This window comes from Achromobacter sp. HZ01, assembly GCF_003267925.1.
GTDB classification, from domain to species: Bacteria; Pseudomonadota; Gammaproteobacteria; order Burkholderiales; family Burkholderiaceae_B; genus Achromobacter; species Achromobacter pulmonis_A.
Map to the genome: position 1 here is coordinate 558,364 of NZ_LWKV01000002.1, position 26,571 is coordinate 584,934.

Annotated in this window: 26 protein-coding genes and 1 tRNA gene; 12 read left to right on the top strand and 15 right to left on the bottom strand. The window is 66.9% G+C overall.

The genetic code is table 11. The annotated features are described in order from the left end of the window. Positions 1-244 precede the first annotated feature (244 nt). Together A6B37_RS11710 and A6B37_RS11715 are read left to right on the top strand one after the other, a co-directional pair. Positions 245-1,843, top strand: a complete 1,599-nt coding sequence (locus tag A6B37_RS11710) for an MDR family MFS transporter (protein WP_111825834.1) — start codon at positions 245-247, stop codon at positions 1,841-1,843. A 3-nt stretch (positions 1,844-1,846) separates the two neighbouring features. After that, complete coding sequence (locus A6B37_RS11715; protein ID WP_102773969.1) at positions 1,847-2,296, top strand: MarR family transcriptional regulator; 450 nt, start codon at positions 1,847-1,849, stop codon at positions 2,294-2,296. 14 nt (positions 2,297-2,310) lie between these two features. On the opposite strand, the gene A6B37_RS11720 is transcribed toward A6B37_RS11715, so the two are convergent. Next, positions 2,311-3,201 carry a LysR substrate-binding domain-containing protein gene (locus A6B37_RS11720; RefSeq protein WP_111825835.1) on the bottom strand — a complete coding sequence of 297 codons (891 nt, stop codon included), beginning with the start codon at positions 3,199-3,201 and terminating at the stop codon, positions 2,311-2,313. A 142-nt stretch (positions 3,202-3,343) separates the two neighbouring features. Here A6B37_RS11720 and A6B37_RS11725 point away from each other — a divergent pair, with 142 nt between their 5' ends. Genes A6B37_RS11725 through A6B37_RS11735 form a run of 3 tightly spaced genes read left to right on the top strand, consistent with a single transcriptional unit; the run spans position 3,344 to position 5,510 of the window. Further along, complete coding sequence (locus tag A6B37_RS11725) at positions 3,344-3,967, top strand: glutathione S-transferase N-terminal domain-containing protein (protein WP_102773971.1); 624 nt, start codon at positions 3,344-3,346, stop codon at positions 3,965-3,967. Between the two features lie 15 nt (positions 3,968-3,982). Next, a complete protein-coding gene (locus A6B37_RS11730) occupies positions 3,983-5,011 on the top strand; it encodes an LLM class oxidoreductase (RefSeq protein WP_111825836.1) in 1,029 nt (342 codons plus the stop codon). A gap of 16 nt (positions 5,012-5,027) precedes the next feature. Beyond that, entirely contained in the window at positions 5,028-5,510 is a 483-nt protein-coding gene (locus A6B37_RS11735) for a GNAT family N-acetyltransferase (protein ID WP_102773972.1), read from the top strand. A 105-nt stretch (positions 5,511-5,615) separates the two neighbouring features. On the opposite strand, the gene A6B37_RS11740 is transcribed toward A6B37_RS11735, so the two are convergent. Further along, positions 5,616-6,797, bottom strand: a complete 1,182-nt coding sequence (locus A6B37_RS11740; protein WP_102773973.1) for a lipid-transfer protein — start codon at positions 6,795-6,797, stop codon at positions 5,616-5,618. 92 nt (positions 6,798-6,889) lie between these two features. Here A6B37_RS11740 and A6B37_RS11745 point away from each other — a divergent pair, with 92 nt between their 5' ends. Then, entirely contained in the window at positions 6,890-7,726 is an 837-nt protein-coding gene (locus A6B37_RS11745) for a hypothetical protein (RefSeq protein ID WP_146748004.1), read from the top strand. Between the two features lie 32 nt (positions 7,727-7,758). On the opposite strand, the gene A6B37_RS11750 is transcribed toward A6B37_RS11745, so the two are convergent. Then, entirely contained in the window at positions 7,759-8,733 is a 975-nt protein-coding gene (locus A6B37_RS11750; protein ID WP_111826326.1) for a PDR/VanB family oxidoreductase, read from the bottom strand. Positions 8,734-8,759: 26 nt separating this feature from the next. After that, positions 8,760-10,319 (bottom strand): Rieske 2Fe-2S domain-containing protein, encoded by a 1,560-nt coding sequence (locus tag A6B37_RS11755; RefSeq protein WP_111825838.1) that lies wholly within the window; start codon positions 10,317-10,319, stop codon positions 8,760-8,762. Positions 10,320-10,530: 211 nt separating this feature from the next. Here A6B37_RS11755 and A6B37_RS11760 point away from each other — a divergent pair, with 211 nt between their 5' ends. Continuing rightward, on the top strand, positions 10,531-11,244 hold the full coding sequence (locus A6B37_RS11760) for a GntR family transcriptional regulator (RefSeq protein ID WP_111825839.1): 714 nt from the start codon (positions 10,531-10,533) through the stop codon (positions 11,242-11,244). Here the strand turns inward: A6B37_RS11760 and A6B37_RS11765 are convergent. Then, complete coding sequence (locus A6B37_RS11765; RefSeq protein ID WP_102773977.1) at positions 11,236-12,552, bottom strand: MFS transporter; 1,317 nt, start codon at positions 12,550-12,552, stop codon at positions 11,236-11,238. The two genes, A6B37_RS11760 and A6B37_RS11765, sit on opposite strands and share 9 nt — an antisense overlap. A 71-nt stretch (positions 12,553-12,623) precedes the next feature. Continuing rightward, complete coding sequence (locus A6B37_RS11770) at positions 12,624-13,481, bottom strand: class II aldolase/adducin family protein (protein ID WP_111825840.1); 858 nt, start codon at positions 13,479-13,481, stop codon at positions 12,624-12,626. 167 nt (positions 13,482-13,648) lie between these two features. Between A6B37_RS11770 and A6B37_RS11775 the strand changes: the two genes are divergently transcribed. Continuing rightward, positions 13,649-14,548 carry a LysR substrate-binding domain-containing protein gene (locus A6B37_RS11775; protein WP_111825841.1) on the top strand — a complete coding sequence of 300 codons (900 nt, stop codon included), beginning with the start codon at positions 13,649-13,651 and terminating at the stop codon, positions 14,546-14,548. A gap of 56 nt (positions 14,549-14,604) precedes the next feature. Here the strand turns inward: A6B37_RS11775 and ychF are convergent, their stop codons facing one another. From ychF to A6B37_RS11820, 9 genes are all read right to left on the bottom strand, one after another. Beyond that, positions 14,605-15,696 carry a redox-regulated ATPase YchF gene (gene ychF / locus A6B37_RS11780; RefSeq protein ID WP_102773991.1) on the bottom strand — a complete coding sequence of 364 codons (1,092 nt, stop codon included), beginning with the start codon at positions 15,694-15,696 and terminating at the stop codon, positions 14,605-14,607. A gap of 51 nt (positions 15,697-15,747) precedes the next feature. Continuing rightward, positions 15,748-16,524 carry a CPBP family glutamic-type intramembrane protease gene (locus A6B37_RS11785; RefSeq protein ID WP_111825842.1) on the bottom strand — a complete coding sequence of 259 codons (777 nt, stop codon included), beginning with the start codon at positions 16,522-16,524 and terminating at the stop codon, positions 15,748-15,750. Beyond that, a complete protein-coding gene (gene pth / locus A6B37_RS11790; RefSeq protein WP_102773993.1) occupies positions 16,524-17,120 on the bottom strand; it encodes an aminoacyl-tRNA hydrolase in 597 nt (198 codons plus the stop codon). Before pth ends, A6B37_RS11785 begins: the two co-directional genes overlap by 1 nt. A gap of 96 nt (positions 17,121-17,216) precedes the next feature. After that, complete coding sequence (locus A6B37_RS11795) at positions 17,217-17,837, bottom strand: 50S ribosomal protein L25/general stress protein Ctc (RefSeq protein WP_102773994.1); 621 nt, start codon at positions 17,835-17,837, stop codon at positions 17,217-17,219. A gap of 118 nt (positions 17,838-17,955) precedes the next feature. Continuing rightward, positions 17,956-18,906 (bottom strand): ribose-phosphate pyrophosphokinase, encoded by a 951-nt coding sequence (locus A6B37_RS11800; RefSeq protein ID WP_006227587.1) that lies wholly within the window; start codon positions 18,904-18,906, stop codon positions 17,956-17,958. Positions 18,907-19,049: 143 nt separating this feature from the next. Beyond that, positions 19,050-19,126, bottom strand: a tRNA-Gln gene (locus A6B37_RS11805). Position 19,127: 1 nt separating this feature from the next. Continuing rightward, positions 19,128-20,039: a 4-(cytidine 5'-diphospho)-2-C-methyl-D-erythritol kinase gene (ispE, locus tag A6B37_RS11810; protein WP_111825843.1), complete on the bottom strand. Its 912-nt coding sequence runs from the start codon at positions 20,037-20,039 to the stop codon at positions 19,128-19,130. A gap of 22 nt (positions 20,040-20,061) precedes the next feature. Next, positions 20,062-20,607, bottom strand: a complete 546-nt coding sequence (gene lolB, locus A6B37_RS11815) for a lipoprotein insertase outer membrane protein LolB (RefSeq protein ID WP_111826327.1) — start codon at positions 20,605-20,607, stop codon at positions 20,062-20,064. A gap of 53 nt (positions 20,608-20,660) precedes the next feature. After that, positions 20,661-22,547: a tetratricopeptide repeat protein gene (locus A6B37_RS11820; RefSeq protein WP_102773996.1), complete on the bottom strand. Its 1,887-nt coding sequence runs from the start codon at positions 22,545-22,547 to the stop codon at positions 20,661-20,663. Here A6B37_RS11820 and mutM point away from each other — a divergent pair. From mutM to A6B37_RS11840, 4 genes are all read left to right on the top strand, one after another. Beyond that, on the top strand, positions 22,546-23,373 hold the full coding sequence (gene mutM / locus A6B37_RS11825; RefSeq protein ID WP_102773997.1) for a bifunctional DNA-formamidopyrimidine glycosylase/DNA-(apurinic or apyrimidinic site) lyase: 828 nt from the start codon (positions 22,546-22,548) through the stop codon (positions 23,371-23,373). The two genes, A6B37_RS11820 and mutM, sit on opposite strands and share 2 nt — an antisense overlap. A gap of 138 nt (positions 23,374-23,511) precedes the next feature. Next, complete coding sequence (locus tag A6B37_RS11830; protein ID WP_102773998.1) at positions 23,512-24,465, top strand: MBL fold metallo-hydrolase; 954 nt, start codon at positions 23,512-23,514, stop codon at positions 24,463-24,465. 112 nt (positions 24,466-24,577) lie between these two features. Beyond that, positions 24,578-26,257 carry an FAD-dependent oxidoreductase gene (locus A6B37_RS11835; RefSeq protein ID WP_111825844.1) on the top strand — a complete coding sequence of 560 codons (1,680 nt, stop codon included), beginning with the start codon at positions 24,578-24,580 and terminating at the stop codon, positions 26,255-26,257. Between the two features lie 16 nt (positions 26,258-26,273). After that, positions 26,274-26,471 carry a DUF2783 domain-containing protein gene (locus A6B37_RS11840; protein ID WP_102774178.1) on the top strand — a complete coding sequence of 66 codons (198 nt, stop codon included), beginning with the start codon at positions 26,274-26,276 and terminating at the stop codon, positions 26,469-26,471. Positions 26,472-26,571 lie beyond the last annotated feature (100 nt).

Genomic DNA, 26,571 nt, shown 5'->3' on the forward strand with positions numbered 1-26,571 from the left:
CGACTGGAAATCTTCGAATGCCGCCCGCCGCGCCGCAACGCGGGGATGGTGCTTTACCGGTGGAAAAGGCCTGCCGGCAAGTCGCGCCGCAGGCCTGTCGAGAGGTGAAGACGCTGGCCAGGCCAGCGTACAGATATCGCTATCGTAACAAATCGGACCGCCGGCCGCCCAAAGCTGACGGCTTCCTGTCTGGCGGATTGTAGGGCTAGAATGTTTGATATATCAATCATTGATCCATCCAGTAATGCCCGCCCCCGCCTCATCCCCCCCGCATTCGCCCGGCCAGGTACTGCCCTTCCGGCAGACCCTGCTCGCCATGCTCGGCATGTGCTTCGTCATGATGATGGTCGCCATCGACCAGACCGTGGTGGGCACGGCGTTGCCGACCATTGTGGCCGAACTGAAGGGATTCGAACTGTATGCATGGGTAGCGACGTCTTACCTGCTGACCTCGGTTATCACCATTCCCATCTTCGGCCGCCTGGGCGACTACTACGGACGCAAGCCCTTCGTCGTGACCGCGATCGTGCTGTTCACGCTGGCCTCGGCGCTGTGCGGCGCGGCCGACAGCATGTTCGCCCTGGTGCTGGCCCGCGCGCTGCAAGGCATAGGCGGCGGCATGCTGGTGGGCACCGCGTTCGCCTCGATTCCCGACCTGTTCCCCGATCCGCACGTGCGGCTGCGCTGGCAGGTCATGGTCAGCGCGGCCTTCGGCATCGCCAACGCCGTGGGTCCGTCGCTGGGCGGCATGCTGACCGAACACTACGGCTGGCGTTCGGTCTTCTACGTCAACCTGCCCATCGGCGTGCTGGGGCTGTGGTTCGTCACACGCTACCTGCCGCGCCTGCGCAGCCACACCGACGGCCCGGTGCGGCTGGACTGGCAGGGCGCGCTGCTCATCGCGCTGGCGCTGGGCTCGCTGCAGCTGCTGGTCGAACTGCTGCCGCAGCAGGGCCTGAGCGCCGGCCTGCTGCTGCTGGGCGCGGTCAGCCTCGCCGCCTTCGCGCTGCTGTACTGGTGGGAAAAGCGCTGCCCGCATCCCCTGCTGCCGCTGGACATGTTCCGCAACCAGGGCCTGGCCATGCTGTTCACGCTGTCCCTGCTGGTAGGCGTGACCATGTATTCGCTGATGTTCTACGCGCCGCTGCTGCTGCAGGGCGGCTTCGGCCTGTCGCCGCAGCTGGCCGGCCTGCTGATCACGCCGATGGTGGTCTTCATCACCGTGGGCAGCATCGTCAACGGCCGCGTCATCGTGCGCATGCGCAATCCCAACTTCATGCTGTATTCGGGTTTCCTGCTGATGGCGCTCTCGTGCCTGGGCATCGTCACCACCCATAACTACACCTCGCACGCGCTCATCGCCGCCTACATGATGCTGGCCGGCGTGGGCATGGGCTTCATCATGCCCAACCTCACCGTCTTCGCGCAGCAGACCGCCGGCCGCAGCCACCTCGGCATCGCCACCGCCCTGCTGCAATCGCTGCGCATGGTGGGCGGCATGCTGGGCACGGCCATCGTCGGCACCATGGTCAGCCACCGCTATTTCAACGGCGTCGAGTCCACGCTGCGCGGATCGTCCGCGCAATGGCTGCCCCAGCTGCGCGATCCCCAGATGCTGGTCAACCCCGAAGCGCAGACGCAGTTCCTGGCACAATTGGCGCACCAGGGGCAGGACGGAACCTCGCTGATCGAGATCGCGCGCGTCGCGCTCGTCGGCGCCATCCATGAAGGGCAGCTCATCGCCCTGGTCGTCGCCGTCTTCGCGCTATGGTGCGTGCGGCGCGTGCCCCCGGTTCAATTGGTCCGCCCCGCCAAGGCGGAACCGGCCAGCGTCGGAGATTAGCTTTTGTCCAAACAGCAACAAGGCCTGCAGGTCATCCAGCACATGGGGCAAACCTACCGCGTCATGCAAAGCGCCTTCAGCGGCCGGGTCGGCCACGCCCTGCCGCGCTGGCGCATCCTCCTGGCCCTGCACGAACGCGGCCCGTGCTCGCAGAAGCACCTGGCCGAACGCTGCCGCCTGGACCCCGCCTCGCTCACGCGCCAACTGCAGGCCATGCAGAAGCTGGGCTGGATCTCGCGCGCCGTGGACCCGCAGGACAACCGCCTGACCAACGCCAGCCTCACCGCGGCGGGCCAGGCGGTGGTGGACGCCGCCCTGCCCAAGCGCGCGGCCTTCTTCGAAGAATCCCTCAAGGGCCTGTCCACGGCCGACATCGACGCGCTCAACCGCGTCCTGAGCCAGCTGGAACAGAACTTCCTGCGCGCCGCGGCCGACAAGCCCGCGCAGCGCTGAACAGGCATCGCGGCTCAGGCCGGCTGCTGCGCCTCTTCCTCAAGCCAGGCCGCGAACGCCGCCGCTTCCGGACGCCGCGCGACATCCGGCAGCATCACCACGTAATACGCGAAGCGCGCCGGCCACGGCCGGTCCAGCGCCAGCGCCAGCCGCCCGGCGGCGATCTCCTCGCGCGCATATGCCTGCGGCACCAGCGCCAGCCCCTGGCCTGCCGCCGCCGCGCGGATCAGCAGATAGTCCTCGCCGAACGCCGTGCCGCGCTCGGCGCGCGGGTCCGCGGCCACGCCGTGCGCGGCCAGCCACAAGCCCCAGTCCGCGCGGCAGCCGTCCTGCAATAGCGGATAGGCCAGGCAGTCGGCCGGCTCGCGTATCGGCGGCCCGTCGGCCAGCAGCGCCGGACTGGCCACCGGCAGCAGCACCGGCGCCATCAGCGGCCGCGACTGCAGGCCGGGATAGCTGCCCAGGCCGTGGCGGATCGCGATGTCGACCCGGTCCCGATGCAGATCGACCAGATCGGCCACGGCCTCCACGCGGACCTCGATATCCGGATGCCGGCTGGTGAAGCGCCCCAGCCGCGGCACCAGCCACGACGCGGCGAACGAGGCCATGGTGCTGACGGTAAGCGTCTTGCGCGCGCGAGCGGCCTCCAGCGTGCGCAGCGCCGATTCGATCTGGTCGAACGCCGTCAGCAGGCCGGGATGCACGCGCGCCCCGGCCTCGGTCAAGGCCATGCTTTGCCGGCCGCGCGTGAACAGGGGCAACCCGACCCGCTCTTCCAGCAGCCGGACCTGCTGGCTGACGGCGCCCGACGTCACCCCCAGCGCGGCGGCGGCCCGCTTGATGCTGCCGTGGCGGCCGACCTCGGTGAAAGCGCGCAGCGCCAGAAGCGGAAAAACAGGATTCATGATTTAGCCTAGCTAAATACAGCATGCAGATCAAATCGTTTTATTTCCCGGCATTCCACGTTCAGAATTTCCACCAGGAAATGCCTCCGAGTTTAGCCGAGCTTCTTGCAGAAAGAACCCTCGGCCCCTGAACGGACCCGCCATGATCGATCTCTACACCGATAGCTCCCCCAACGGCTTCAAGGCCACGATCGCCCTCGAGGAACTGGCGCTGCCCTACCGCCTGCACCACGTCCGCATCGGGGCCGGCGAGCACCGCAGCCCCGAGTTCCTGGCGCTCAACCCGCATGGCCGCATCCCGGTCATCACCGACGACGAAACCGGCGTCACCCTGTTCGAGTCCGCCGCGATCCTGCTCTACCTGGCCGAAAAGGCCGGCCGCCTGCTGCCCGCGTCCGCCGCCGCGCGCTGGGAAGCCATCAAGTGGCTGCAATTCCATGCGTCCAGCGTCGGCCCCATCATCGGCCAGCGCGTGCATTTCGAGCGCTTCGCCGACGCCCCCATCCCCGCCGCCATCGAACGCTACCGGCGGCTGACGGAAGACGTATTCGGCGTGCTCGACCGCCGGCTAGCCGAGCATCCCTACCTCGCCGGCGACGACTACTCCATCGCCGACATCGCCCACTTCGGCTGGAGCCACATCGCCCGCATCATCGAGTTCGACTTCAGCCGCCACCGCCACCTGAGCGCCTGGCACGAACGCATCGCGGCCCGGCCCGCCGTAGCCCGCGGCATCACGCTGCCGGCGCCGGCGACCGACGCCTGAAGGAGCGGACGCCACATGGATAATCCGCTATCCGCGGCGGGCGCCTCGCACGCCGCGTTCCAGTCGCATCCCGGCTACCGCCGCATGTTCGCGCCCGAACGGCTCACGCTGGGCGTGTTCCTGCCGCTGCGCTTCTATGCCGGCGACATGCAGGCCTTGGCCGGGCAGGCCGACCTGGTGGCCGAGATCGACCGGCGCGGCTTCGCCGCCGTCTGGGTGCGCGACGTGCCGCTGTTCGACCCCGCCTTCGGCGACGCCGGCCAACTCTTCGATCCCTTCACCTACCTGGGCTTTCTGGCGGCGCGCACCCGCAGCATCGCGCTGGCCACGGGCAGCGCCATCTTCACGCTGCGCCATCCCATCGACCTGGCCAAGGCCGCGGCCTCGCTCGACCGGCTGTCGGGCGGCCGCCTGGTGCTGGGCATCGCTTCGGGCGACCGTCCCATCGAGTTTCCCGCGTATGGGCTGGAACATGGCGAACGCGCCGAGCGCTTCGCGCAGGCGGTGGCCTACTTCCGCCAGCTCATGCGGCCCGGCCTGCTGGCGGTGGATTCGCCGCTGGGCCGGTTCCAGCGCGCCGCGCTGCTGCCGCAGCCCGCCGCCGGCGCGATCCCCCTGATCGTCACCGGCGCCAGCGGCCAATCGCCGGCCTGGATCGCCGAACATGCGGACGGCTGGCTGACCTACCCCGACGCCACCCACACCCCCGAAGGCCCGCAGCGCCTGGCCAACAAGATCCGCGCCTGGCGCCAGCGCATCGCCGACGGCGGCTTCCGGCCGCACATGACCAACGAATGGCTGGACCTGGCCGACGACCCCGACCACCCGCGCACGCCGCTGCAGGGCGGCTACGTGCTGCGCACCGGACGCAAAGGCCTCATCGACCTGCTGCACGCCTGGCAGGCCGCGGGCGTCAACCATGCCGCGCTCGGCATCCAGTTCTCGCAACGGCCCGCGGCCGAAGTCATCCAGGAACTGGCCGAGGACGTGCTGCCGCATTTCCCCTCGCACCCCGGGCCGGCGCCGCTGCCGGCCGCGTGGTGAACACAAGGATATCGACATGAATGCCGACGCAATCACTATCCGGAATCTCGACCCGGGCGACGAGGCCCAATGGGCGGCGCTCTACCGCCGCTACGCCGCGTTCTACGAAGTGGACATCGACGACGCGGCGCTGCGGCGCACCTGGTCATGGCTGATGCGCCCCGAACATCCCGAGGAAGGCGTCGTCGCCGAAACCGCCAGCGGCGAACTGGTGGGGCTTGCGCACTACCGCCCCTTCCCCAAGCCGCTGCTGGGGCGCGACGCGGGGTACCTGGACGACTTGTACGTCGCCGCCGGGCACCGTGGCCTGGGCATCGGCCGAGGCCTGATCGCCGCGGTGGCGTCCATCGCGCACGCCCGCGGCTGGCCGCTGCTGCGCTGGATCACCGCGCGCGACAACCACGACGCCCGGCGGCTTTACGACGGCGTGGCGCGGGCGACGGACTGGGTCAGTTATGACTTGAAGCCGGGCGGGTATGGGGGGGTGGCCAGGTCGTAGCGCCACGACAGCCAGTCGGGGGCTTGCCAGATATGCGGAAAATCGCCGCTGTTCATGCGGTGATTATGGACAGATTCGCCGCAGCGGCAACGCCTGGTCCGCAATTCAGGCCCTCTCGTACAAGGTCACCACGCAGGCCCCGCCCAGCCCCAGGTTGTGCTGCAGCGCCAGCCGCGCGTCGGGCGCCTGGCGGGCGTCGGCGGTCTGGCGCAGTTGCTGGACCAGCTCGGCGCATTGCGCCAGGCCCGTCGCCCCCAGCGGATGCCCCTTCGACAGCAGGCCGCCCGAGGGATTCGTGACGACCCTGCCGCCATAGGTGTTGTCGCCGTCCACGACGAACTTCTCGGCCTCGCCCAGGCCGCACAGGCCCAGCGCCTCGTAGCTCACCAGCTCGTTGTGCGCGAAACAGTCGTGCAGCTCGACCACGTCGATATCCTGCGGGCCGACGCCGGCGGCTTCGTACACGCGGTCCGCCGCCTCTTTCGCCATGCTGAAGCCCACCACCTCGCGCATGTCGCGGGCCTCGAAGGTGACGGCCCGGTCGGTGGTCATGGCCTGCGCCCGGATGCGCACGCTGCGGTCCAGCCCGTGCCGCCGCGCGTATTCCCCGGAGCACACGACGGCGGCGGCCGCGCCGCAGGTCGGCGGGCACGCCATCAGCCTCGTCATCACGCCAGGCCACAAGACAGGCGCTGCCATCACCTCTTCCTCCGTCACGACGGTGCGGAACAAGGCCATCGGATTATTGGCGGCGTGCCGGCTGGCCTTGGCGCGGATTTTCGCGAAAGTCGACATGCTGGTGCCGTACTGGTCCATGTGCGCCTTGCCCGCGCCGCCGAAATAACGCAAGGCGAACGGAATCCCGTCCTGGCCGACCAGTTCCTGGGTGGCCGCGTCGAAGCGCTCGAACGGACTCGGCCTGTCCTGGAACACCGTGCCCAGCGCGCCGGGATTCATATGCTCGAAACCCAGGGCCAGCGCGCAGTCCGCCGCGCCGCCGGCCACCGCCTGGCGCGCCAGGAACAGCGCCGTGGAGCCGGTGGAGCAGTTGTTGTTCACGTTGAAGACCGGGATGCCGCTCATGCCGACTTCGTACAAGGCCCGCTGCCCCGCCGTGGAATCGCCATAGACGTAGCCCACATAGGCCTGCTGCACCTGCTCATAGGCAAGCCCCGCATCCGTCAGCGCGGCGCGCGCCGCCTGCGCCGCCATCTCGTGGTAAGGCGCATGCCGGCCGGGCTTGGCGAAAGGGACCATGCCCACGCCGACGACGTATACATGACTCATTGCAGTCTCCTCTTATTCGATTCGCAGGCCGTCCCAGATTACTAGGATTGGGGGTACATTAACGCCCGTTACGAATAATCGAGAATAGAAACATGTTGAAAGCCTGCCGCGGACTGCTGTTGCTCGGAATCGTCGCGTCACTTGCCGGATGCGACAAAGGCGTGGACCTGCGGCTGTCCACGCAGAACGCGCAGGCCTACCGCGCATCGCTGGACAAGGCCTGGCCCGACATGACGGCTGCGCAGCAGGACGCGTACAACTGGGCCGTCGGCAGCTGGGTGGCCAACGGCTTCAGCCTGGAACAGCTCGCCGAAAAATATCCCGGCCTCACGCCGCGTTCCGTCATCGTCGGCGAAAGCGAGGAATACATCCGCGGCAAGACCCAGGAGGCGGCCAACGCCCAGGCCGCCATCACGCACAACGCCGACAGGTTCGCCAAGGAAGAAAAACTGGTGCAGCAGGCCGAAGCCGAGCTCGCGAAAGTCACCGCCAAAGCCCTGGACCTGAAAACCGACCGGTCGCTCTTCTCCGAAGTCAACTTCAGCTACGAAGTGGCCAACGCCAGCCGCTACAACATCGCATCGGCCGACTGGGACGCGTGGCTGTTCATCAACGACGAACAGACCTCGGACCGGCATTGCCGCGTCCATGGCTACTACCAATCCAAGGGCGGCGTGCCGGCCGGCTCCACCAGGACCGCGAACTTTTCCGCCGGCTTCATGGATTGCCGCAACTGGGCCACTCTGGAAGTGCAGAACGCCAAGGCCAGGTACGTGCAGATCAAGCTGGTCAACGATTCGGTCAAGAACTTCGACGAACGCAAAGTGCTGCCCGTTTTTTCGCCGACCCGCGCGTACTACGAAAAGGTGGCCGCGGATGCGAACAAGGCGATCAAGATCGCGGCCCGGCACAGAAGCGCCATCGAGTGACGGCCACGCGCCGGGCTGCTGCGCCGATCCCGCTACAGGTCCAGCACCAGGCGCGAACTCGTCGCGCGCGAGCAGCAGACGGTGAGGCAGTGGCTTTTTTCCTCGTCGCTCAGGATGTAGTCCCTGTGGTCGACTTCCCCTTCCAGGTACTCGACCTTGCAGGCGCCGCACAAGCCGGACAGGCATGAAGTCGGCACGCGGTGGCCGGCCAGTTCGATGGCGCGCACGATCGTCTGGTCCGGCTCGACCATCACGGAAATGCCGGCCCTGGCCAGCCTGACTTCGAAGCCGCCGCTGGGCGGCGCCTCGGACGCGGGACGCTCGGGCGCCTTGAAGTGTTCGCTATGCACCGTGCCGGGCGGCCAATGCTGCGTCGCGTCGGCGCATGCCTGCATGAAACCGCCGGGGCCGCAGTAATAGACGTGGTGGCCTGCGCCGGGATGCGCCAGCAGGGCCTTGATGTCCAATCCGCGCGTGAAGTCGCCGCCATCGAAATGCAGGTGCAGCGCGCGCTCGGGAACCAGTTGGCGCAGCTCGTCGACGAAGGCCGCGTGCTGCGCGGTGCGCGCGCAATAGTGGAACTCGAACGACCGCCCGGCCCGGGCCAGCACGTGCGCCATGGCCTTGAGCGGCGTCACGCCTATCCCGCCGGCCAGCAGGATGGCGTGACCGGAATCCGGCGCCAGCGCAAACGCATTGCGCGGCATTCCCACGGGCAGCAGGTCCCCGACCCGCAGCGATTCATGCATGGCCCGCGACCCGCCGCGCCCTTTGGGTTCGCGCAGCACGCCCAGAATCCAGCGCGACCTGTCCTGCGGATCGCCGGCCAGGGAATAGGAACGCATCAGTCCCCCGGCCAGGTGCACGTCGACGTGCGCGCCCGCCTCCACCGCCGGCAGCGGCAGGCCTTCGGGGTGGACCAGCTCGAAGGCGTGGATGCCTTCGGCCTGCATCCGTATTCCGCGGACCCGCAATTGCAGCAGCTCCGTCCCGGCGCGGCCGTCCATCACCACGCCTTGCGGCAGCGGCGCGTTCACGCCTGCCTCCGCGCGAGTACGTCCTGCTGCAATGCCTCCATTTTCTGCATGACGAAGCCGGCCCGTTCATCGCCCTTCATGCCGTCGGCTTCGGTCAGGATCTGCACCACCTGGCGGGCCAGGTGGCGGCGCAGCGTCACTTCCTCCTGCGTCGTGCGTCCCACGGGCAGGTCGAACACATTGCCCGAGCAATAGCTGTTGGGATGCCCCGCGCACTCGCGCAGCCATTGGGCGAATTGCTCGGGACCGGCATTGGGGTTGGATCCCCGGATCGCATCGCGCAGCAGCTTGCGGAACACATACAGGCCCGCATCGAACTTCGTGGGGTTCTCCAGCGCGTGGATCGCGATGGGCCGCTGGCTGATGATCGCCTCGTAGTCGCCCGGCGCGTACTGGGCGTCCTTGTAGTTTTCCCGGGCGCGGTGATCCGAGGGAATGGGCGGCATGTCCTCCAGCTTGTATTTGCCGAACCGCTCGGGGCGGCGCATCGCCACCTGCCCTTCCAGAAAGTCGATCGTCTCGTAGCCGACCAGGCTCTTGTCGCCGATGCCGCGCGTGTCGATACCCGGCCCCATCACGCGCCAGCCGATCATCTTGCTGTTGTGGTCGTCGACGGGAACGGTCCAGCGGATCATGTGGAAGCGGCTGAACAGCTTTTTCTTCTTGCCGTCTTCCGAGGTGTAGGCGTGCAGGCTGAAGTTGGGCAGCACCTGGTGCTGCACGCGGATGTGCATATGGCCGTCGTCGGCCCGGCGCGCGCCCGCGCAGGCCAGGCCGCGGCCGCCGTGCACGGGCACGAACTGCATGTCGGGCGGCACTTCCATCGTCGCCGCGCCCACTTCGTCGAACGTGGTGCCCTGATAGTGTTCGCCGGTGACCTGACGTTTCGCGTGCAGCGCCATGGTGTGATAGTTGTCGGCCGCGTTGTCCTGGACCTGCAGCCAGTTGCAGTGCTGGAAATTGCTGTAGGGCACCAGTTCGTCGCCCTCGGCGACGGTGAAGTCGCCTTCCCACTGCGGAAACGGCGGTTCCTGTTCGGGCGGGCCCATGTAGGCGAAGACCAGGCCATTGCGCTCGAAGGCCTTGTAGGCGCCCTGCCTGATCGAGCAGCGATAGCGCTCGCCCTCTTCCTCCTCGCCTTCCGGGAACGGCACGCGCAGACAGGTTCCGTCCACGTCGAAGACCATGCCGTGATAGCAGCAGGAAATGCCGTGCTGTTCGATCTTGCCGTATTCCAGCGAAGCGCCGCGATGCACGCAATGCGCATGCAGCACCCCGATGCGGCCGCTGCCGTCGCGGAACGCCACCAGTTCCTCGCCCATGATCTTCAGGAAGCGCGGCGTGTCGGTCAGCTCCATCGACATGCAGATCGGATGCCAGAAGCGGCGCAGGTACTCGCCGGCCGGCGTGCCCGGCCCCACTTCGGTCAGCTCCGGATCATGCCCCGGGATCCTGTTGGTGTAGTACCCGCCGAAAGGGACCAGCTTCTTCTCTGTCGTCCCGCCCGCGCTGGTGTGAGGGTCGCGGCCAAACTGTTCCTGGATCTTGGGGCTCATTTGATGTCTCTCTGGAAAAGCGCGGAAATGCGCATTATTTTTGAACTCTGAACTCTGTATTCAGAGTTCGGTATTCGAAGAATATAGTAAATTGCGGTATGGCAGATCCAGGGTTTTCCCTGCGCCGCGGTGTCCGGATGTAAACCGGCGGCCGCGTCCGCGCCCGGCCCACTGCCGTTTCAGCCACCCCTTGCAAGGTAGAATCGCCCCCATGCGCCTGCCCCTCGAGAAAATCCCGTCGCGAACCGATTTCGTCGATACCGTCTACCGTGTGCTGCTCGACGCCATCACGGACGGCTCCATCGGCCCGGGCCAGCGGATCACCCAGGAAGAAATCGCCGACCAGCTCCATGTGTCGCGCTCGCCCGTGCTGCAGGCGCTGCTGCTGCTCAAGAAAGACGGCTTCATCGAAGACGCGCCGGGCCGGGGCGTGCAAGTCGCGCAACTGAAGCCCGAATGGGTCGGCCACCTCTACCAGGTCCGCGGCGCCCTGGACGCCCTGGCGGTCCGGCTGGCCGCCGAGGCCCGCTGGCAACTGGATCCCGAACTGATCGAGGCCGGCCGCCGCGCGGTCCTGAAACAGGACCTGAAAGCCATCATCGACACGGACCTGGCGTTTCACTCCGCCATTTATGCCGCCTCCGGCAACCCGCTGATCGCGCAAAGCGCCGACCACTACTGGGTGCATCTGCGCCGCGTCATGGGCGCCGTGCACCGGGTATCGCCGCACCGCGACACGATCTGGGACGAACATGCCGCGATCGCGCAGGCCATCGGCCAGGGCGACGCGGCGCGCGCAGTCCAGCTCAGCGACCGGCATATCGAACTCGCCCGCTCCAACCTGCTCGCCAAACTGGACGAGCTCTTTGCGCAAAGTCCGGAACCGGAAGCGCGAGCCCGCCCAGGCCTGTCGCCGCTACGCTGAGCGGCGCACGTTCACCAGCTTGGCCGGCACCGCGAACACCAGCAGGCTGCCGAACACCAGGCAGGCCACCAGGGCAAGCACGCCCGCGCCGGTGCTGGCGGTCGCGGTCTGCGCCCAGCCGATCAGGTAAGGGCTGACCACACCCGAGACGCTGCCCACCGAATTGACCAGCGCGATGCCGGCCGCGGCCGCCCCGCCGCTCAGGATGGCCGGCGGCAACACCCAGAACTGCGAAATCGAGGCCATCACGCCGACCGTGCCTATCGTCAGGGCGATCAGCGCGAAGGTCGTGTTATGGGCGTACACCACGCTGCCGTACAGGCCGATCGCGGCAAGCCCGCCCGCCGCAAACAAATGCCAGCGCCGCTCGCCCGTCGCATCGGAACTCCGGCTGAACAGAATCATGCCTATCGTGGCCGCCAGATAAGGCACGGCCGACAGCAGTCCGACGTCGAAGTTGTCCGTCACGCCGCTGGCCTTCACCAGGCTGGGCAGCCAGAAGCTGATGCCGTACAGCCCCATCGTGAAGAAAAAGTAGAGACAGCTCAGCAGCAGCACCTTGGGATTGGTCAGCCCGTCGCGGATCGAATGCAGATGCTGGCCCTGCTGTTCGGCCGCCAGGTCGCGCTGGATGCGCGCCTTCTCGGCCTCGGTGAGCCACTTCGCATCGGCGACCTTGTCGTCCAGATAGAACCACGCCATCGCCCCGACCAGCAGCGTGGGCAATCCTTCCAGCAGGAACAGCCACTGCCAGCCGGCCCAGCCGGCCGCGCCATCGAACCGGTGCATGATCCATCCCGACAACGGCCCGCCGATGACGCCGGACATCGGAATACCGGTAAGGAACAGGGCCGTCACCTTGCTGCGGCGCTTGTTCGGGAACCAGTAGGTCAGGTACAGCAGGATCGCGGGAATGAAACCCGCCTCCGCCACGCCCAGCAGGAAGCGCAGGATATAAAAGCTGACCGGCCCCGACACGAACATCATCCCGGCGGAAATAATGCCCCACGTGACCATGATGCGCGCGATCCAGCGCCGCGCGCCGACCTTCAACAGGATGATGTTGCTCGGCACCTCGAACAGCAGATAGCCGACGAAAAAAATCCCCGCGCCCAATCCATAGACGGCGTCGCTGAAACCCAGATCGCTCGACATCTGCAGCTTGGCGAAGCTGACGTTGATTCGATCGAGATACGCGCAGACATAGCATAGGAACAGAAACGGAAGCAGCCGCCACGCAACCTTGGAATAGGTCGCGCCTTCGTCATCGGTACGGGCGAGGCTGGGCCCAGCGATATCGCTGTACATAGGTTGTCTCCAAGTATTCTTTTTGAACCGGCGCGAACGAGCGCCGCGCCGGCGTCCGACCGCGGCCTTGCTCAGTCGAACATGTCGGGCTGGGATAGCGCCAGATGGTCGTAAATCGGCTGGAAGTGCAGCCAGCCGATGTATTCGGAGCCCACGTGCTCCCGGCTGTAGCGCGAACGTTCTGCGCTGACCAGCGCCGGCTTGATGCCCGTCGCCTCGACCAACAGCTGCTGGCGGCAGCACCGCTCCAGCGCAATGAACCAGAACGCGGCCGATTCGATGCTGTGCCGGCTGGCCGTCAACAAGCCGTGGTTCTGATGGATGGCCGCTTTCACGCCCTTGAACCAGTCGCAGACCGCCAGTCCGGCGCGCTCTTCCACCGCAACCTGGCCCGCCTCGCTCTTGATGACCACGTGGTCCTCGAAGAACGCCGCGGCATCCTGGGATATGGGTTCCAGCGGCCGGCCCAGCGCCGCGAAGGCGGTTCCATATACGGTATGCGCGTGGCACATCGCCACGATGTCCGGATGCGCCTCGTGCACGGCGGCATGCAGCACGAAGCCGGCCCGGTTGATGGCGTGCCTGCCCTCCACGACCTTGCCCTTGTGGTCGGCCAGGATCAGGTTCGACACCTTCACCTGGCTGAAATGCACGCACATGGGATTGGTCCAGTACAGCTCCGGATGCTCGGGATCGCGCACCGTCAGGTGGCCGGCGAAACCGTAATCGAAGCCCTCCAGCGCGAACGCGCGGCACGCCGCCACCAGCCGCTGCTTGAGATGCAGCCGCTCTTCGGCCGCGCTGGAGAACGAGGGCAGCTCAGGGTAGATCAGCCCCTGCTGCTCGGGCTGGTAAATCGAAACACGGCCATCGGCCAGCAGCGGCTGGCTGGATCGAGGCGGCATGGCGCGGTCTGGTATGGCTGACATGATGAATCCTCTTCTGAAGTAAACCCGATGCGGCGCACAAGATGGGCGCGCCCATCCGTCGCCGGACCTCAGAATGTTCGATCAGCGCTAACATGATGACAACCGATAGATGTTCACGTTTGGATGAATGGCATTCACATGAAAATCCGGCTGCCGCCAAAGGCCCTATGAGAAAAATCCCGAACTTCGTCCTGCTGCGCGCGTTCGAAGCCGCCGCCCGGCTGGAGAGCTTCACCCTCGCGGCGCACGAACTGCATCTGACGCCCTCGGCAATCAGCCACCAGATACGTGAGCTGGAAGAAAACTTCGGCACATCCCTGTTCAGGCGCAGCCACCGGCGCGTCGAACCGACGCCCGAAGGGCATCGCCTGCTTCAGAGCCTGACGCGCATCATGGACGCTCTGGAAGCCTGTTGCGCGGAGGTCAGCCTGGCGCCCAGCGGCCAGGTTCTTTCCGTCTATTGCGCCCCCAGCCTCGCGGTGAAATGGCTGGGGCCGCGCCTGCCGGGCTTCATGACCGACAACCCCGACATCACGATCCGCCTGTCCAGCGGCGCCGAACCCATGGACCTGACGCAGGCCCGCGAGCTGGATATCGCAATCTCTTATGGCGTGGCGCTGCAGCGTCCCGGCATCGAAATCACGCCCCTGGGATGCGAGACCATCGTGCCGATGTGCGCGCCCTCGCTCAAGGGCCGCAGGCGCAACTGGCGGCAGCTCATGACCGAACTGCCGCTCATCGATTCATCCTTGAGCCAGGTCAGCTGGCACGACTGGTTTTCACTGAACGGACTGAACCTGCCGCAGCGCAACCGGCCGTCCTTCGACCGCGGCGCATTGTCGGTATCCGCGGCGGTGGACGGCATGGGCGTCATCCTGGAGACGACCCGCTTCGCCGAACGCGAACTGGCCCGCGGCGAACTGGTCGAGGCCGGCCGCAACGAGTTCGAGCGGATTCTGCGTGAAACGCATTTTTTCTCGCAACGGATCAACGAGCGCCGTTCGGAGAAGATCGTGCGATTCAAGGATTGGTTGTTTGAAGAGTTGCGGGCTTCGGATGGGGGGTAGGGAAACGGTGGTTTCCGTTGAGGTCCTGGCCCGCAACGTCTGCGTTGGGGATTCGGTCAGACGTTAAACAAGAAATTCATCACATCCCCATCCTGGACGATGTATTCCTTGCCTTCCGCGCGCATCTTGCCCGCTTCCTTGGCGCCCTGCTCGCCCTTGTAGGCGATGTAATCCTCATACGAAATCGTCTGGGCGCGGATGAAGCCGCGTTCGAAGTCCGTGTGGATGACGCCGGCGGCCTGGGGCGCGGTGGCGCCGATCGGCACGGTCCAGGCGCGCACTTCCTTCACGCCGGCGGTGAAGTAGGTTTGCAGGCCCAGCAGCTTGAAGGCGGCGCGGATGAGGCGGTTCAGGCCCGGTTCTTCCATGCCCATGTCGGACAGGAAGGCCTGGCGATCGGCGTCGTCGAGGTCGACGATTTCGGACTCGATGGCGGCGCAGATGGCGACCACGGGCGCGTTGCGCGCGGCGGCGAATTCGGTAAGGCGGTCGAGCAGCGGATTGTTCTCGAAGCCGTCGTCGGCGACGTTGCCCACGTACATGGCGCGCTTGGCGGTGATGAAGCAGAGCTGGGCGATGTCGGCCTTTTCTTCGGTGGACAGGTCGAGCGCGCGGATGGGCTTGGCTTCGTTCAGCTGGGCCACGCACTTTTCCAGCACGGCGACGATGCGCTGCGATTCCTTGTCGCCGGAGCGGGCGGTCTTCTGGTGGCGCTGCAGGGCCTTTTCGGCGGTCTGCAGGTCGGCCAGGGCCAGTTCGGTTTCGATGACTTCGATGTCGGCGATGGGGTCGACCTTGCCGGCGACGTGGATCACGTTGGGATCTTCGAAGCAGCGCACGACATTGACGATGGCGTCGGTTTCGCGGATGTGCGAGAGGAACTGGTTGCCCAGGCCTTCGCCCTTGCTGGCGCCGGCGACCAGGCCGGCGATGTCGACGAATTCGACGGTGGCCGACAGGATGCGCTCGGGCTTGACGATTTCAGCCAGCTTCTGCAGGCGCGGATCCGGCACTTCCACCACGCCGACGTTGGGCTCGATGGTGCAGAACGGGTAGTTCTCGGCGGCGATGCCGGCGCGGGTCAGAGCGTTGAAGAGTGTCGATTTGCCGACGTTGGGCAGGCCGACGATGCCGCATTGCAGAGCCATGGGAATCCTGTGTGAGTACGGTATTGATCGTTAACGTTCTAGTTTACCCCGTCAGCTTGCCGCCGCCGGGAGCCAGCGCATGATGAGCCAGATCATCAAAATGGGGCCGGCATTGAAGACCGAGTGCAGCAGGATGGCCGCGCCGATGCCGCGGCGCACGCGCATCCAGCCCAGCACCAGGCCGGTCAGCCATTGCGGCAGCACCAGCAGGGGCAGCAGCCAGTACGGCGTCTTGGCGTAGACGAAGTTGGTCAGGTGCACGGCCGCGAAGCTCAGCGCGACCAGGTGGAACACCAGGCCGAAGTGCTTCAGGTAGTAGCGCCGCCAGGTGGTGTCCCAGCCCGCGATCAGCCCGGGCCGGCGCCGCAGGCTCCAGGCCGCCAGGATCAGGAAGGCGGCGCACAAGAGGCCGGTCCAGACCTTGGGGCCCCACAGCACGACGGGCAGCATGGCGGGAACCAGCCACAAGGCCTGTTTCGGGCGGCGCAGGCCGTAGCGGAACAGCATTTCCTCGACCAGCGGCGCCCACAGGATGGCGGTGAGCCAGGGGATGTTGGCCGGGTCGAGGCGATGGGTCACGCCGCCCAGGCCGGCCGCCGTGACGGCCAGCGGCCCCAGCGCGAAGAGGTTCACGGCCCACAGCAGCGCGGCCCAGGCCAGCAGCCTGCCGGGCGTGATGCCAGGCAGCCAGTCCGCCGCCAGCCCGCTGGCCGCCGCGCGCCCGGGCAGGCGCGACACCGGCTGCGGATGGCGCAGGAAGCGCCAGAAGTCCGCGACTTCGCTGCGAAAGCGCATGCTTTTTGCGCGCAGCGCGCCAGAGCGGGCCATCAGGCGTCGTTGCCGCTGTGAAGCTGGCGCGTGGCCAGCGGGAAGTCGCCGGCCAGCATGGCCGGCACCACGGCGCGGCAGCGGTCGATGACGGCTTCGATCTGTGTCTGTTCTTCGCGGCGCGGAGGATGCAGGACGAAGTCCGCGACCTGCTGCGCCAGGCCGAGCGTGCGCGGATGGCCGATGCCGATGCGCAGGCGCCAGAAATTGGGGCTGCCCAGCGCGGCCTGGATGTCTTTCAGGCCGTTGTGGCCGGCGTGGCCGCCTCCCTGCTTCAGTTTCACCTGGCCGGGCATGAGGTCGAGTTCGTCGTGCAGCACCAGCACCTGTTCCGGCGTCAGCTTGTAGAAGCGGGCCAGCGCGCCCACGGCCTGGCCGGAGCGGTTCATGTAGGTGTTGGGCTTGAGCAGCAGCACGTTGTCGGCGCCCAGCCTGGCCTTGGCCACCATGCCGAAGAAGGACTTCTCCAGCGCGAAGCTCGCGCGCAGATCGTCCGCCAGATGGTCGGCGAGCCAGAAGCCGGCGTTGTGCCGGGTGGTTTCGTATTCGGGACCGGGATTACCCAATCCCACGATGAGGCGTATGGGAGTAGACATGATGGGGGTGTTTAAACCAAAAAACCCTGCGCATGCAAATGCACACGCAGGGTTTCGCACGCAAACCGGCTGCGGGCCTGTGGGCCCGCGGCGGGCTTAGGCGGCCGGGGCTTCGGCTTCGCCGCCTTCTTCGGCAGCGGCAGCGCCGCCGGCCTTGACCACGGCCGAGGCGATCAGCGGGTTGGCGTCGCCGCCGTGGGCGACGTAGGTCACGCCCTTGGGCAGCTTGATGTCGGCCAGGTGGACCGACGCGCCGGGCAGCAGGTCCTTCAGGTCGACTTCGATGAACTGGGGCAGCGCGGCCGGCAGGCAGGTCACTTCCAGTTCGGTCAGGACGTGGCTGACGATGGCGCCGCCCAGCTTCACGGCCGGCGAGACTTCAGCGTTGATGAAGTGGAACGGGACCTTGGTGTGCAGGGCCTGGTTGGCGTCCACGCGCTGGAAGTCCACGTGCAGGACTTGCGGCTTGTAGGCGTGCCATTGAACCGAACGCAGCAGGACTTGTTCTTCCTTGGCCGCGCCTTCCAGCGCCATTTGCAGGATCGACGCGTGGAATTCTTCCTTGCGCAGGGCGTGGTAGATCTCGTTGTGGTCGAGTTCGATGTTCAGCGGGGCAGCCGTACCGCCATAAACGATGGCGGGAACGCGGCCCGCGCGGCGCAGGCGGCGGCTCGCACTCGAACCCTGGACGCTACGCGCAGTGGCATTGAATTTCATGGAAAACTCCAAAAACAATAAATGGCGAAGAGGCTTCGCCGTTAAATTCACGGCGCGCAAAACGCGCGCCGTGTCGATTGCGTCTTGCCGCGACCAGCAAGACGCAAAAAAGGGGTGCTTAGTCGACGAACAGCGAGCTGACCGATTCCGCGTTGGAAATGCGCAGGATGGTCTCGCCCAGCAGCGCGGCGCACGACAGCTGGCGGATCTTGCCGCTGGCCTGGCCTTGTTCGGACAGCGGGATGGTGTCGGTGACGACCAGTTCGTCCAGTTCCGACGCTTCGATGCGGTCGATGGCGCCGCCCGACAGCACGGGGTGCGTGCAATAGGCGTAGACGGCGCCGGCGCCGCGGTCCTTCAGGGCCTGGGCCGCCTTGCACAGCGTGCCGGCGGTGTCGACCATGTCGTCCATGATGATGCAGGTGCGGCCGTCGACTTCACCGATGATGTTCATCACTTCGGACACGTTGGCGCGCGGACGGCGCTTGTCGATGATGGCCAGGTCGGCTTCGAGCTGCTTGGCCAGCGCGCGGGCCCGCACCACGCCGCCGATGTCCGGGGACACGACGACCAGGTTCGAGAAGTTGCGGCGCCAGATGTCGCCCAGCAGGATCGGGCCCGCGTAGATGTTGTCCACGGGGATGTCGAAGAAGCCCTGGATCTGGTCGGCGTGCAGGTCCATGGTCAGCACGCGGTCGACGCCGGCCACTTGCAGCATGTTGGCCACGACCTTGGCCGAGATGGCCACGCGCGCCGAGCGCGGGCGGCGGTCCTGGCGGGCATAGCCGAAATAGGGAATCGCGGCGGTGATGCGGCCGGCGGAAGCGCGGCGCAGCGCATCGACCATCACCATGATTTCCATCAGGTTGTCATTGGTAGGGGCACAGGTGGGCTGCAGGACGAAGACGTCCTTGCCGCGCACGTTCTCGTTGATCTCGACCATCACCTCGCCGTCCGAGAAGCGACCGACGGTCATCTTGCCCAGGGACATATCGAGATGGTTGACTACGTCCACGGCCAGCCGCGTATTGGCGGTGCCCGTGAAAATCATGAAGCTATCGTTTGCCATGATGGATGATGCGATGGTCGTTTAAGACACTGACGAGTGATGCGGGGTGATATGGAACACCAGCCGATCCGGAAAATAAAAAAGCTGCTGAACCAGGGCCAGTGTCTTACGGGCTTGTTCAACAGCTTTGTTATGTATTCGGTTGGCTGGGGAGGAAGGATTCGAACCTTCGCATGCCGGAATCAAAATCCGGTGCCTTAACCAGCTTGGCGACTCCCCAACTATCTTGCAATCCAATTCCGCAACGGATGTTCAGCTAATCCAGTACATGCCTGCACTAACCGAAACCGTGGATGCGTTTGACTGATTTTTTTATCAGCGCCGCGCATTATAGCGGTAATTTCTGTTTTCGCCAAAACGGCCTGCGGTAGTTCGGAAAACTCGGCGTATAAACACGCGCCAGATCCCGACATGCGAACCGCGATGCCCTGAGGCTTCAGCTGTTCAGCAAGCCACCGCGACGCCCCAAGCACTTCTGGGTAAAGGCGGTAGACCACCTGCTCCAAATCGTTCCTGCCGAAGCAGAACGTTGGCGAAGCAAGAAAGTCCGCTATTGTGATGTAAGAAGAATCTCTTGTCAAATCCGGTGCGGAAAAAATTTCAGCGGTCGGCACGCTGGCGTCCGGCTGCGCCACCAGATAGGCGCGTTCCGGCAGTTCGACGGCGCTGAGTTCGTCGCCCACGCCCTGCGCGAACGCGGACTGGCCGAACACGAAGACCGGCACGTCGGCGCCCAGCGGCAAGGCCAGCTTCATCAGTTCCTCGCGCGACAGGCCCGTGTTCCACAGGCGGTTCAGCGCGATCAGCACGCTGGCGGCGTCGCTCGAACCGCCGCCCAGGCCGCCGCCTTGCGGTATGCGCTTCTCCAGCGCGATCTGCGCGCCCATGCGGGTGCCGGTCGCCCGTTGCAGCGCATGCGCGGCGCGCAGGGTCAGGTCCTGTTCCGGCGGCACGCCGGGCAGGTCCGCGGCGCGGCTGATGACGCCGTCTGCGCGCACGTCGAAATGCAGCGTATCGCACAGGTCGATGAAGCGGAAGACGGTCTGCAGCAGGTGATAGCCGTCGGCCCGCCGGCCCACGACATGCAGGAACAGATTGAGCTTGGCGGGTGCGGGTACGTCGTAAAGCGTCACGGCGAAACGGGGCCGTCGGCCCCTACGAGGATTGGTTGACGACCAGCCGCAGCATGATGCGGCGGCCCGGCTCCTGGCGTTCCAGGACCAGCAGTTGCGGGCCGAGCGCGTCGTAGCGCGACAGGCGCGCGCGCCAGCCGCCCTGTTCGAAGGCCACGGGGCGGCCCAGCTCGTCGCTGGTGACGTCGGAGGCCTGCGGTTGCGCGGCCAGCTTGCCGCGCAGCCAATCGCGCAGGCCCGACACCGGCACGCTGCTGCCCAGGACTTCCGCGGCCAGGCCGTCGGGATTGTCGGCCACGTAGCGCGTGCCGTCGGCCTTGGTGAGTGTGGCCGCGCCGGGGCGGCCTTCGACGCGGGCTTCGGTGGAGCCCAGCGGATTGGTCAGGTCGAGCACGTAGCGGCGGCCGTCGTCGGACCACGAGAAACCGCCCTGCACCGCGTTCTGCTGGCCGCCGGCCTCGTTGACCGTGAGCGCGAAACGGCCGACGCGGGAAAACGCGTCGGCGCCGGCGCCTTCGATGGGCTTGGGCGTGGTGCAGGCGGCAAGCAGGGCCGCCAGCAGCGCCATCAAGGCCCAGCGCAACAGCGCCGCGGCCCGGCGCGCATGCAGGATCGCCGGCGTCACAACCCGACCCCCAGGCGCTTGATCACGTCCTGGACGGTCTTGTTCTTCGGGTCCTTCTGCTTGGCGGCGCGCAGCAGTTCCACGGCCTGGTCGCGCTTGCCCTGGCTCCAGAGCACTTCGGCCAGGTGGGCCGCGATATCGGCCTCGGGACGCACGCTGTAGGCGCGGCGCAGGTAGTCGGCGGCGGCGGTGGAGTCGCCCATCCGGTACTTGACCCAGCCCATGCTGTCCAGGATGAAAGGATCGTTGGGCGCCAGCTCCAGCGCCTGGGTGATCAGGTCCAGGGCCTCGGACAGGCGCTGGTTGTGGTCGGCCAGCGTGTAGCCCAGCGCGTTGTAGGCGTGCGCGTGGTCGGGGTCCAGCGCGATGACCTGGCGCAGCATGCGCTCCAGGTCGGCGAGGCGGTTCTGGCGCTCGTAGAGCATGGCCAGTTCGTATTTGATCTCGACCGTGTCCGGCATGGCCTGGTCGGCCTCTTCGAGCACCGAGACGGCCTGCGATACGCGATCGGCGTCGCGCAGGATCTGGGCCTTGGTCAGCACGCCCAGCGTGCGTTCCTCGTCGTCCTGGGGGCCGGCGGCGTCGATCATGGAGAGCGCGCCGTCGACGTTGCCGCTCTTGGCGCGCAGCACCGCCTGGCGCATGCGCACGGAATAGCGCAGGGTCGGATCGTCGATGCGGCCGAGTTCGGCGATGGCGTCGTCGTACTGGCCCTGGTCCTCGGCGATGCGGGCCAGCAGCACGTGGGCGTCGGCGGCGGCCGCGCCGGCGTCGGTGGCGCCCGGCACGGTGGCGCGCTGGCGCTGGTTCTGCACGTCCAGGTACTGCTGCAGCAGCGATTTGGCCTGCGGCAGCTGGCCGGCCTTGTAGGCGAGCTGGGCCTGCATGAAGAGCAGGTCGAAATCTTCCGGGGCGCGGCGCGACATGGCCTGCAGTTCGGCCAGCGCGCCGTTGTAGTCGCCGCCGTCGGCCAGTTGGCCGGCCAGCATCAGGCGCACCTTGCGGGCGTTGGGATTGCGGGCGATGTAGGCGCGGGCCTCGGCCTGCGCGCGCTGCGGATCGATCTTGGCGCCGTATTCCAGCACGCGCAGCGCGGCCGCCTCGGAGCGGGGCTCGCCGGCCAGCGCGGCGCGCGCCTCCTGGGCGGCGCGCGGGTAGTCGCCGGCGGCGGAGGCCACGTCGGCCAGCGCCAGGTGCGCGGCGGGCAGCTTGCGCACGCTGTCGCTGAAGGATTCGTCGAGGATGCGCAGGGCCAGGCGGCGGTCGTTGAGGCGGCTGAGCACGGCCAGGGCCTGCCCGATGGCGGCGGTCTTGTCGCGCGAGGCGTCGATGCGGTTGCGCAGCGCCTGCGACAGGCCTTTGGTCTGGCCGTTGGCCGCGGCCAGCGCCAGCTCGGTCGAACTGGCCTCCACGTCGTTGGGCGACAGGCGCGCCCAGACCCGCGCGGCTTCAAGCGCGCCGGGCAGGTTGCCGCCGGCGAGCTGGAACTCCAGGGCGCGGCGCGCCAGGCGCGGATCACTGGTGTCTCGGGCCAGGGACAGCATGGTGGCGGCCGCCGAACCGTACATGCCGCGCTGCGCGGCGATCTCGGAGGCCAGCACGCGATAAAAGATGTCGGCGGTCAGCGATACATAGGGTAACTGGCCTGGACGCAGGCGGATCACCTCGGTTTCAGGCTGACGGCTCTGGGGCGCCATGCGGGGGCCGGTCGCATCGCGGGTCCGGCTGTCGGCGGCCTGCGCCGGCGGGGTCAGTATTGCTGCCAGCGCAACGGCCAGCGCGGCAATCCCGAGGTTCATTGGTTTGAAAGACGACTTCACGCGGCCCGTCCGGTTGATGGCACAATCTTCGTACACGCAATTGATGATCTTACACTGGCTCATGCCGGAACTGCCTGAAGTCGAAACCACGCGTCGGGGAATCGACGCCGTCATCACCGGCCGCACCCTGCAGCGGCTGGTCATCCATGAATCCCGCATGCGCTGGCCGATACCGCCCGATTTGCCGGCGCTGGTCGGCGGGCGCGCGGTGCTGGAATGCGCGCGCCGCGGCAAGTATCTGCTGCTGCGCTTCGAGCATGGCACCCAGATAGTGCATCTGGGCATGTCGGGGTCGCTGCGCAGCGTGCCCCCGGGGGAATTCCTGCGCAAGCACGACCACGTCGAGTGGGTTTTCGACCAGGCGGTGCTGCGGCTGCACGATCCGCGGCGCTTCGGCGCGGTGCTGTGGCATCCGCAGGCCGACGGCCCCATCGAAGCCCATCCGCTGCTGGCCAAGCTGGGCATCGAACCCTTCGATCCGCGTTTCGACGGCGCCTGGCTGCACCGCCACTTCAAGAACCACGGCGCGGCCGTCAAGCAGGTGCTGCTGGCCGGCATGGCGGTGGTGGGCGTGGGCAATATCTATGCGTCGGAAAGCCTGTTCCGCGCCCGCATCAACCCCAAGACGCCGGCCAACAAGCTGTCGGCGGCCCGCTGCGAGCGGCTGGCCGACATGGTGCGCGCCACCCTGGCCGACGCCCTGACCTCGGGCGGCAGCACGCTGCGCGACTATGTCGGGGCCACCGGCGAGCCGGGCGCCTACTTCCAGATCCACGCCGCGGTCTACGAACGCGAGGGCCAGCCGTGCCGGGTCTGCGCCACGCCGATCCGGCGCTTCGTGCAGGGCCAGCGCGCCACGTACTACTGTCCGAAATGCCAGAGAAACTGAGCCGGCGCCGCCACGCAATCCACGGGAAATCCCTGTAAAAACAGGGATATTTGTTTATAGCAAACGTATTGCACAAACACTAACGCCGGGCTATATTCCTTCCACACCCCTATTCCTATAAAAGCGGAAGGAGCCTCCATGAGCAAGCAATTCGCCTCGCACGCCGACCTGGCAGACAAGGTCGTCTCGTTCGAAAAACTGTCCGACAACGCCTATGCCTACACCGCCGAAGGCGACCCCAACACGGGCGTGATCATCGGCGACGAGGCCGTCATGGTGGTCGACACCCAGGCCACGCCGGTCATGGCCCAGGACGTGATCCGCCGCATCCGCGAAGTCACCGACAAGCCCATCAAGTACATCCTGCTGTCGCACTACCACGCGGTGCGCGTGTTCGGCGCGTCGGCCTACAACGCCCAGGAAATCCTGGCCAGCCGCGACACCTACGACCTGATCGCCGAGCGCGGCGAGCAGGACAAGGCCAGCGAGATCGGCCGCTTCCCGCGCCTGTTCCGCAACGCCGAATCGATTCCGCCCGGCCTGGTCTGGCCGACCATGACGTTCAAGGGCGAAATGACCGTCAACCTGGGCAATCTGGAAGTCAAGCTGCTGCAGGTGGGCCGCGGCCACACCAAGGGCGACACCATTGCCTGGCTGCCCGAGCAGAAGATCCTGTTCGCCGGCGACCTGGTCGAATACCAGTCCACGCCCTACTGCGGCGACGCCTATTTCCGCGACTGGCCGACCACGCTGGACACGCTGGCCGGCTTCGAGGCCGAAAAGATGGTGCCCGGCCGCGGCCCGGCGCTGAAGAACGCCACCGAGGTCCGCCAGGGCCTGGCCGGCACGCGCGCCTTCCTGACCGACCTGTACGGCGCGGTCAACCGCGGCGTGGCCGAGGGCAAGGACCTGAAGACGATCTACCGCGAGGTCTACGACTTCATGAAGCCGCGCTACAGCGACTGGGTGATCTTCGACCACTGCATGCCGTTCGACGTGTCGCGCGCCTACGACGAGGCCACCGGCTACAACGATCCGCGCATCTGGACCGACAAGCGCGACCTGGAGATGTGGGCGCAGCTGGAGGGCTGAGCCCGCGGGCCGCGAGCCGCGGCCCCGCCATCGCAGGAACCGGTACAGCGCGCCGCAGCGCGGCGCGCCGATGCCGCGCATAAAAGCAAAACGACCCACACAGGAGACAACCGTGGGAGACATCGATTTCCAGGCGATGGAGTTCGCCTATGAAAAGCACGCCGACCAGGAAGCCAGCGAATTGGCGCGGCACCGGGTCGTCATCGTGGGCGCCGGCCCGGTCGGGCTGACCACGGCGCTGGACCTGGCCCGCCAGGGCGTGCGCGTGGTGCTGCTGGACGACGACTACCGCCTGTCCACCGGCTCGCGCGCCATCTGTTTTTCCAAGCGCACGCTGGAGATCTGGGACCGCCTGGGCGTGGGCCAGCGCATGATGGACAAAGGCGTGTCGTGGAACGTGGGCAAGGTCTTCTTCCGCGAGCAGGAAGTCTGGCGCTTCGACCTGCTGCCCGAACCCGGCCACCGCCGCCCGGCCTTCATCAACCTGCAGCAGTATTACGCCGAAGGCTATCTGTACGAGCAGGCGAGCCAGGAACCGAACATCGAGCTGCGCTGGAAAAACAAGGTCGTGGCCGTGGAGCACGGCGAGGACGGCGTGACGCTGAGCGTGGAGACGCCCGACGGCGCCTACCGGCTGCACGCGGACTGGCTGGTGGCCTGCGACGGCGCGCGTTCGCCGGTGCGCAAGCTGATCGGCCAGGAAAGCCACGGCCGCATCTTCCGCGACCGCTTCCTGATCGCCGACGTCAAGATGCAGGCCGACTTCCCGACCGAACGCTGGTTCTGGTTCGACCCGCCCTTCCATCCCAACCAGTCCGTGCTGCTGCACCGCCAGCCCGACAACGTCTGGCGCATCGACTTCCAGCTGGGCTGGAACGCCGACCCGGTCGAGGCCGTCAAGCCGGAGAACGTGCTGCCGCGCATCCGCGCCCTGCTCGGCCCGGACACGGGTTTCGAGCTGGAATGGGTCAGCGTCTACACCTTCGCCTGTGAGCGCATGGACAAGTTCCGCCACGGCCGCATCGTGTTCGCCGGCGACTCGGCGCACCGCGTTTCGCCGTTCGGCGCGCGCGGCGCCAACAGCGGCGTGCAGGACGCGGAAAACCTGGCGTGGAAGCTGAAGCTGGTGCTGGCCGGCCGGGCGCCCGAAACGCTGATCGACAGCTACGCCGTCGAACGCGAATACGCCGCCGACGAGAACATCCTGAACTCCTCGCGCGCCACCGATTTCATCACGCCCAAGAGCGACGTCAGCCGCAGCTTCCGCAACGCGGTGCTGAACCTGGCCAAGACCCATCCCTTCGCGCGCTCGCTGGTCAACAGCGGCCGCCTGTCGCTGCCGGCCACGTACGCCGGCTCGCCGCTGAACACGCCGGACGCCGACGCCTTCTCCGGCCGCATGGTGCCGGGCGCGGTGGCGCTGGACGCGCCGATCGAGTCGCGCGGCGCGCCGGACTGGTGGCTGGGACAACTGGACGGCGAGTTCGTGCTGGCGCTCTTCTGCGGCGACGCCCTGCCCGGCCGCGACACGCTGCAGGCCCTGCAGGCGCTGCGCCTGGCGCCGGTGCCGGTCAAGGCCGTGCTGGTGGCCGGCCCGCAATGCGACCTGTCGGCGCTGCCCGGCGAGCTGCCGGCGGTGATCGACCGCGAGGGTTGCCTGGGCCAGCGCTACGACGCGCAGCCCGGCACCGCCTACCTGATCCGACCCGACCAGCACATCGCGGCGCGCTGGCGCGCCTTCGATGCCGCCGCCATCGCCGCGGCCGTCAACCGCGCCACCGGCCGCGCCTGAACTCCTGGGGCCACACATCATGCTGATTACCGAAACCAACCTGCCCGCGCCGGACGACTTCTACGAAGCGCTGATCGACACGCACCGCGACCTCAGCAACGAGCAAAGCCAGGAACTGAACGCCGCGCTGATCCTGCTGCTGGCCAACCACCTGGGCGACATGGCCGTGCTGCGCGAAGCGCTACAACACGCCCGCGCATCCGTCGCCCCGTAGGATGGGTGCAGCGCGAGAATCCATAGCCAAGAACCCAATCATCGAACGCGCGAAACCCATCAGGCGGCGCCAGCCGCCGCCTTTCGTGGCAAGAGACACC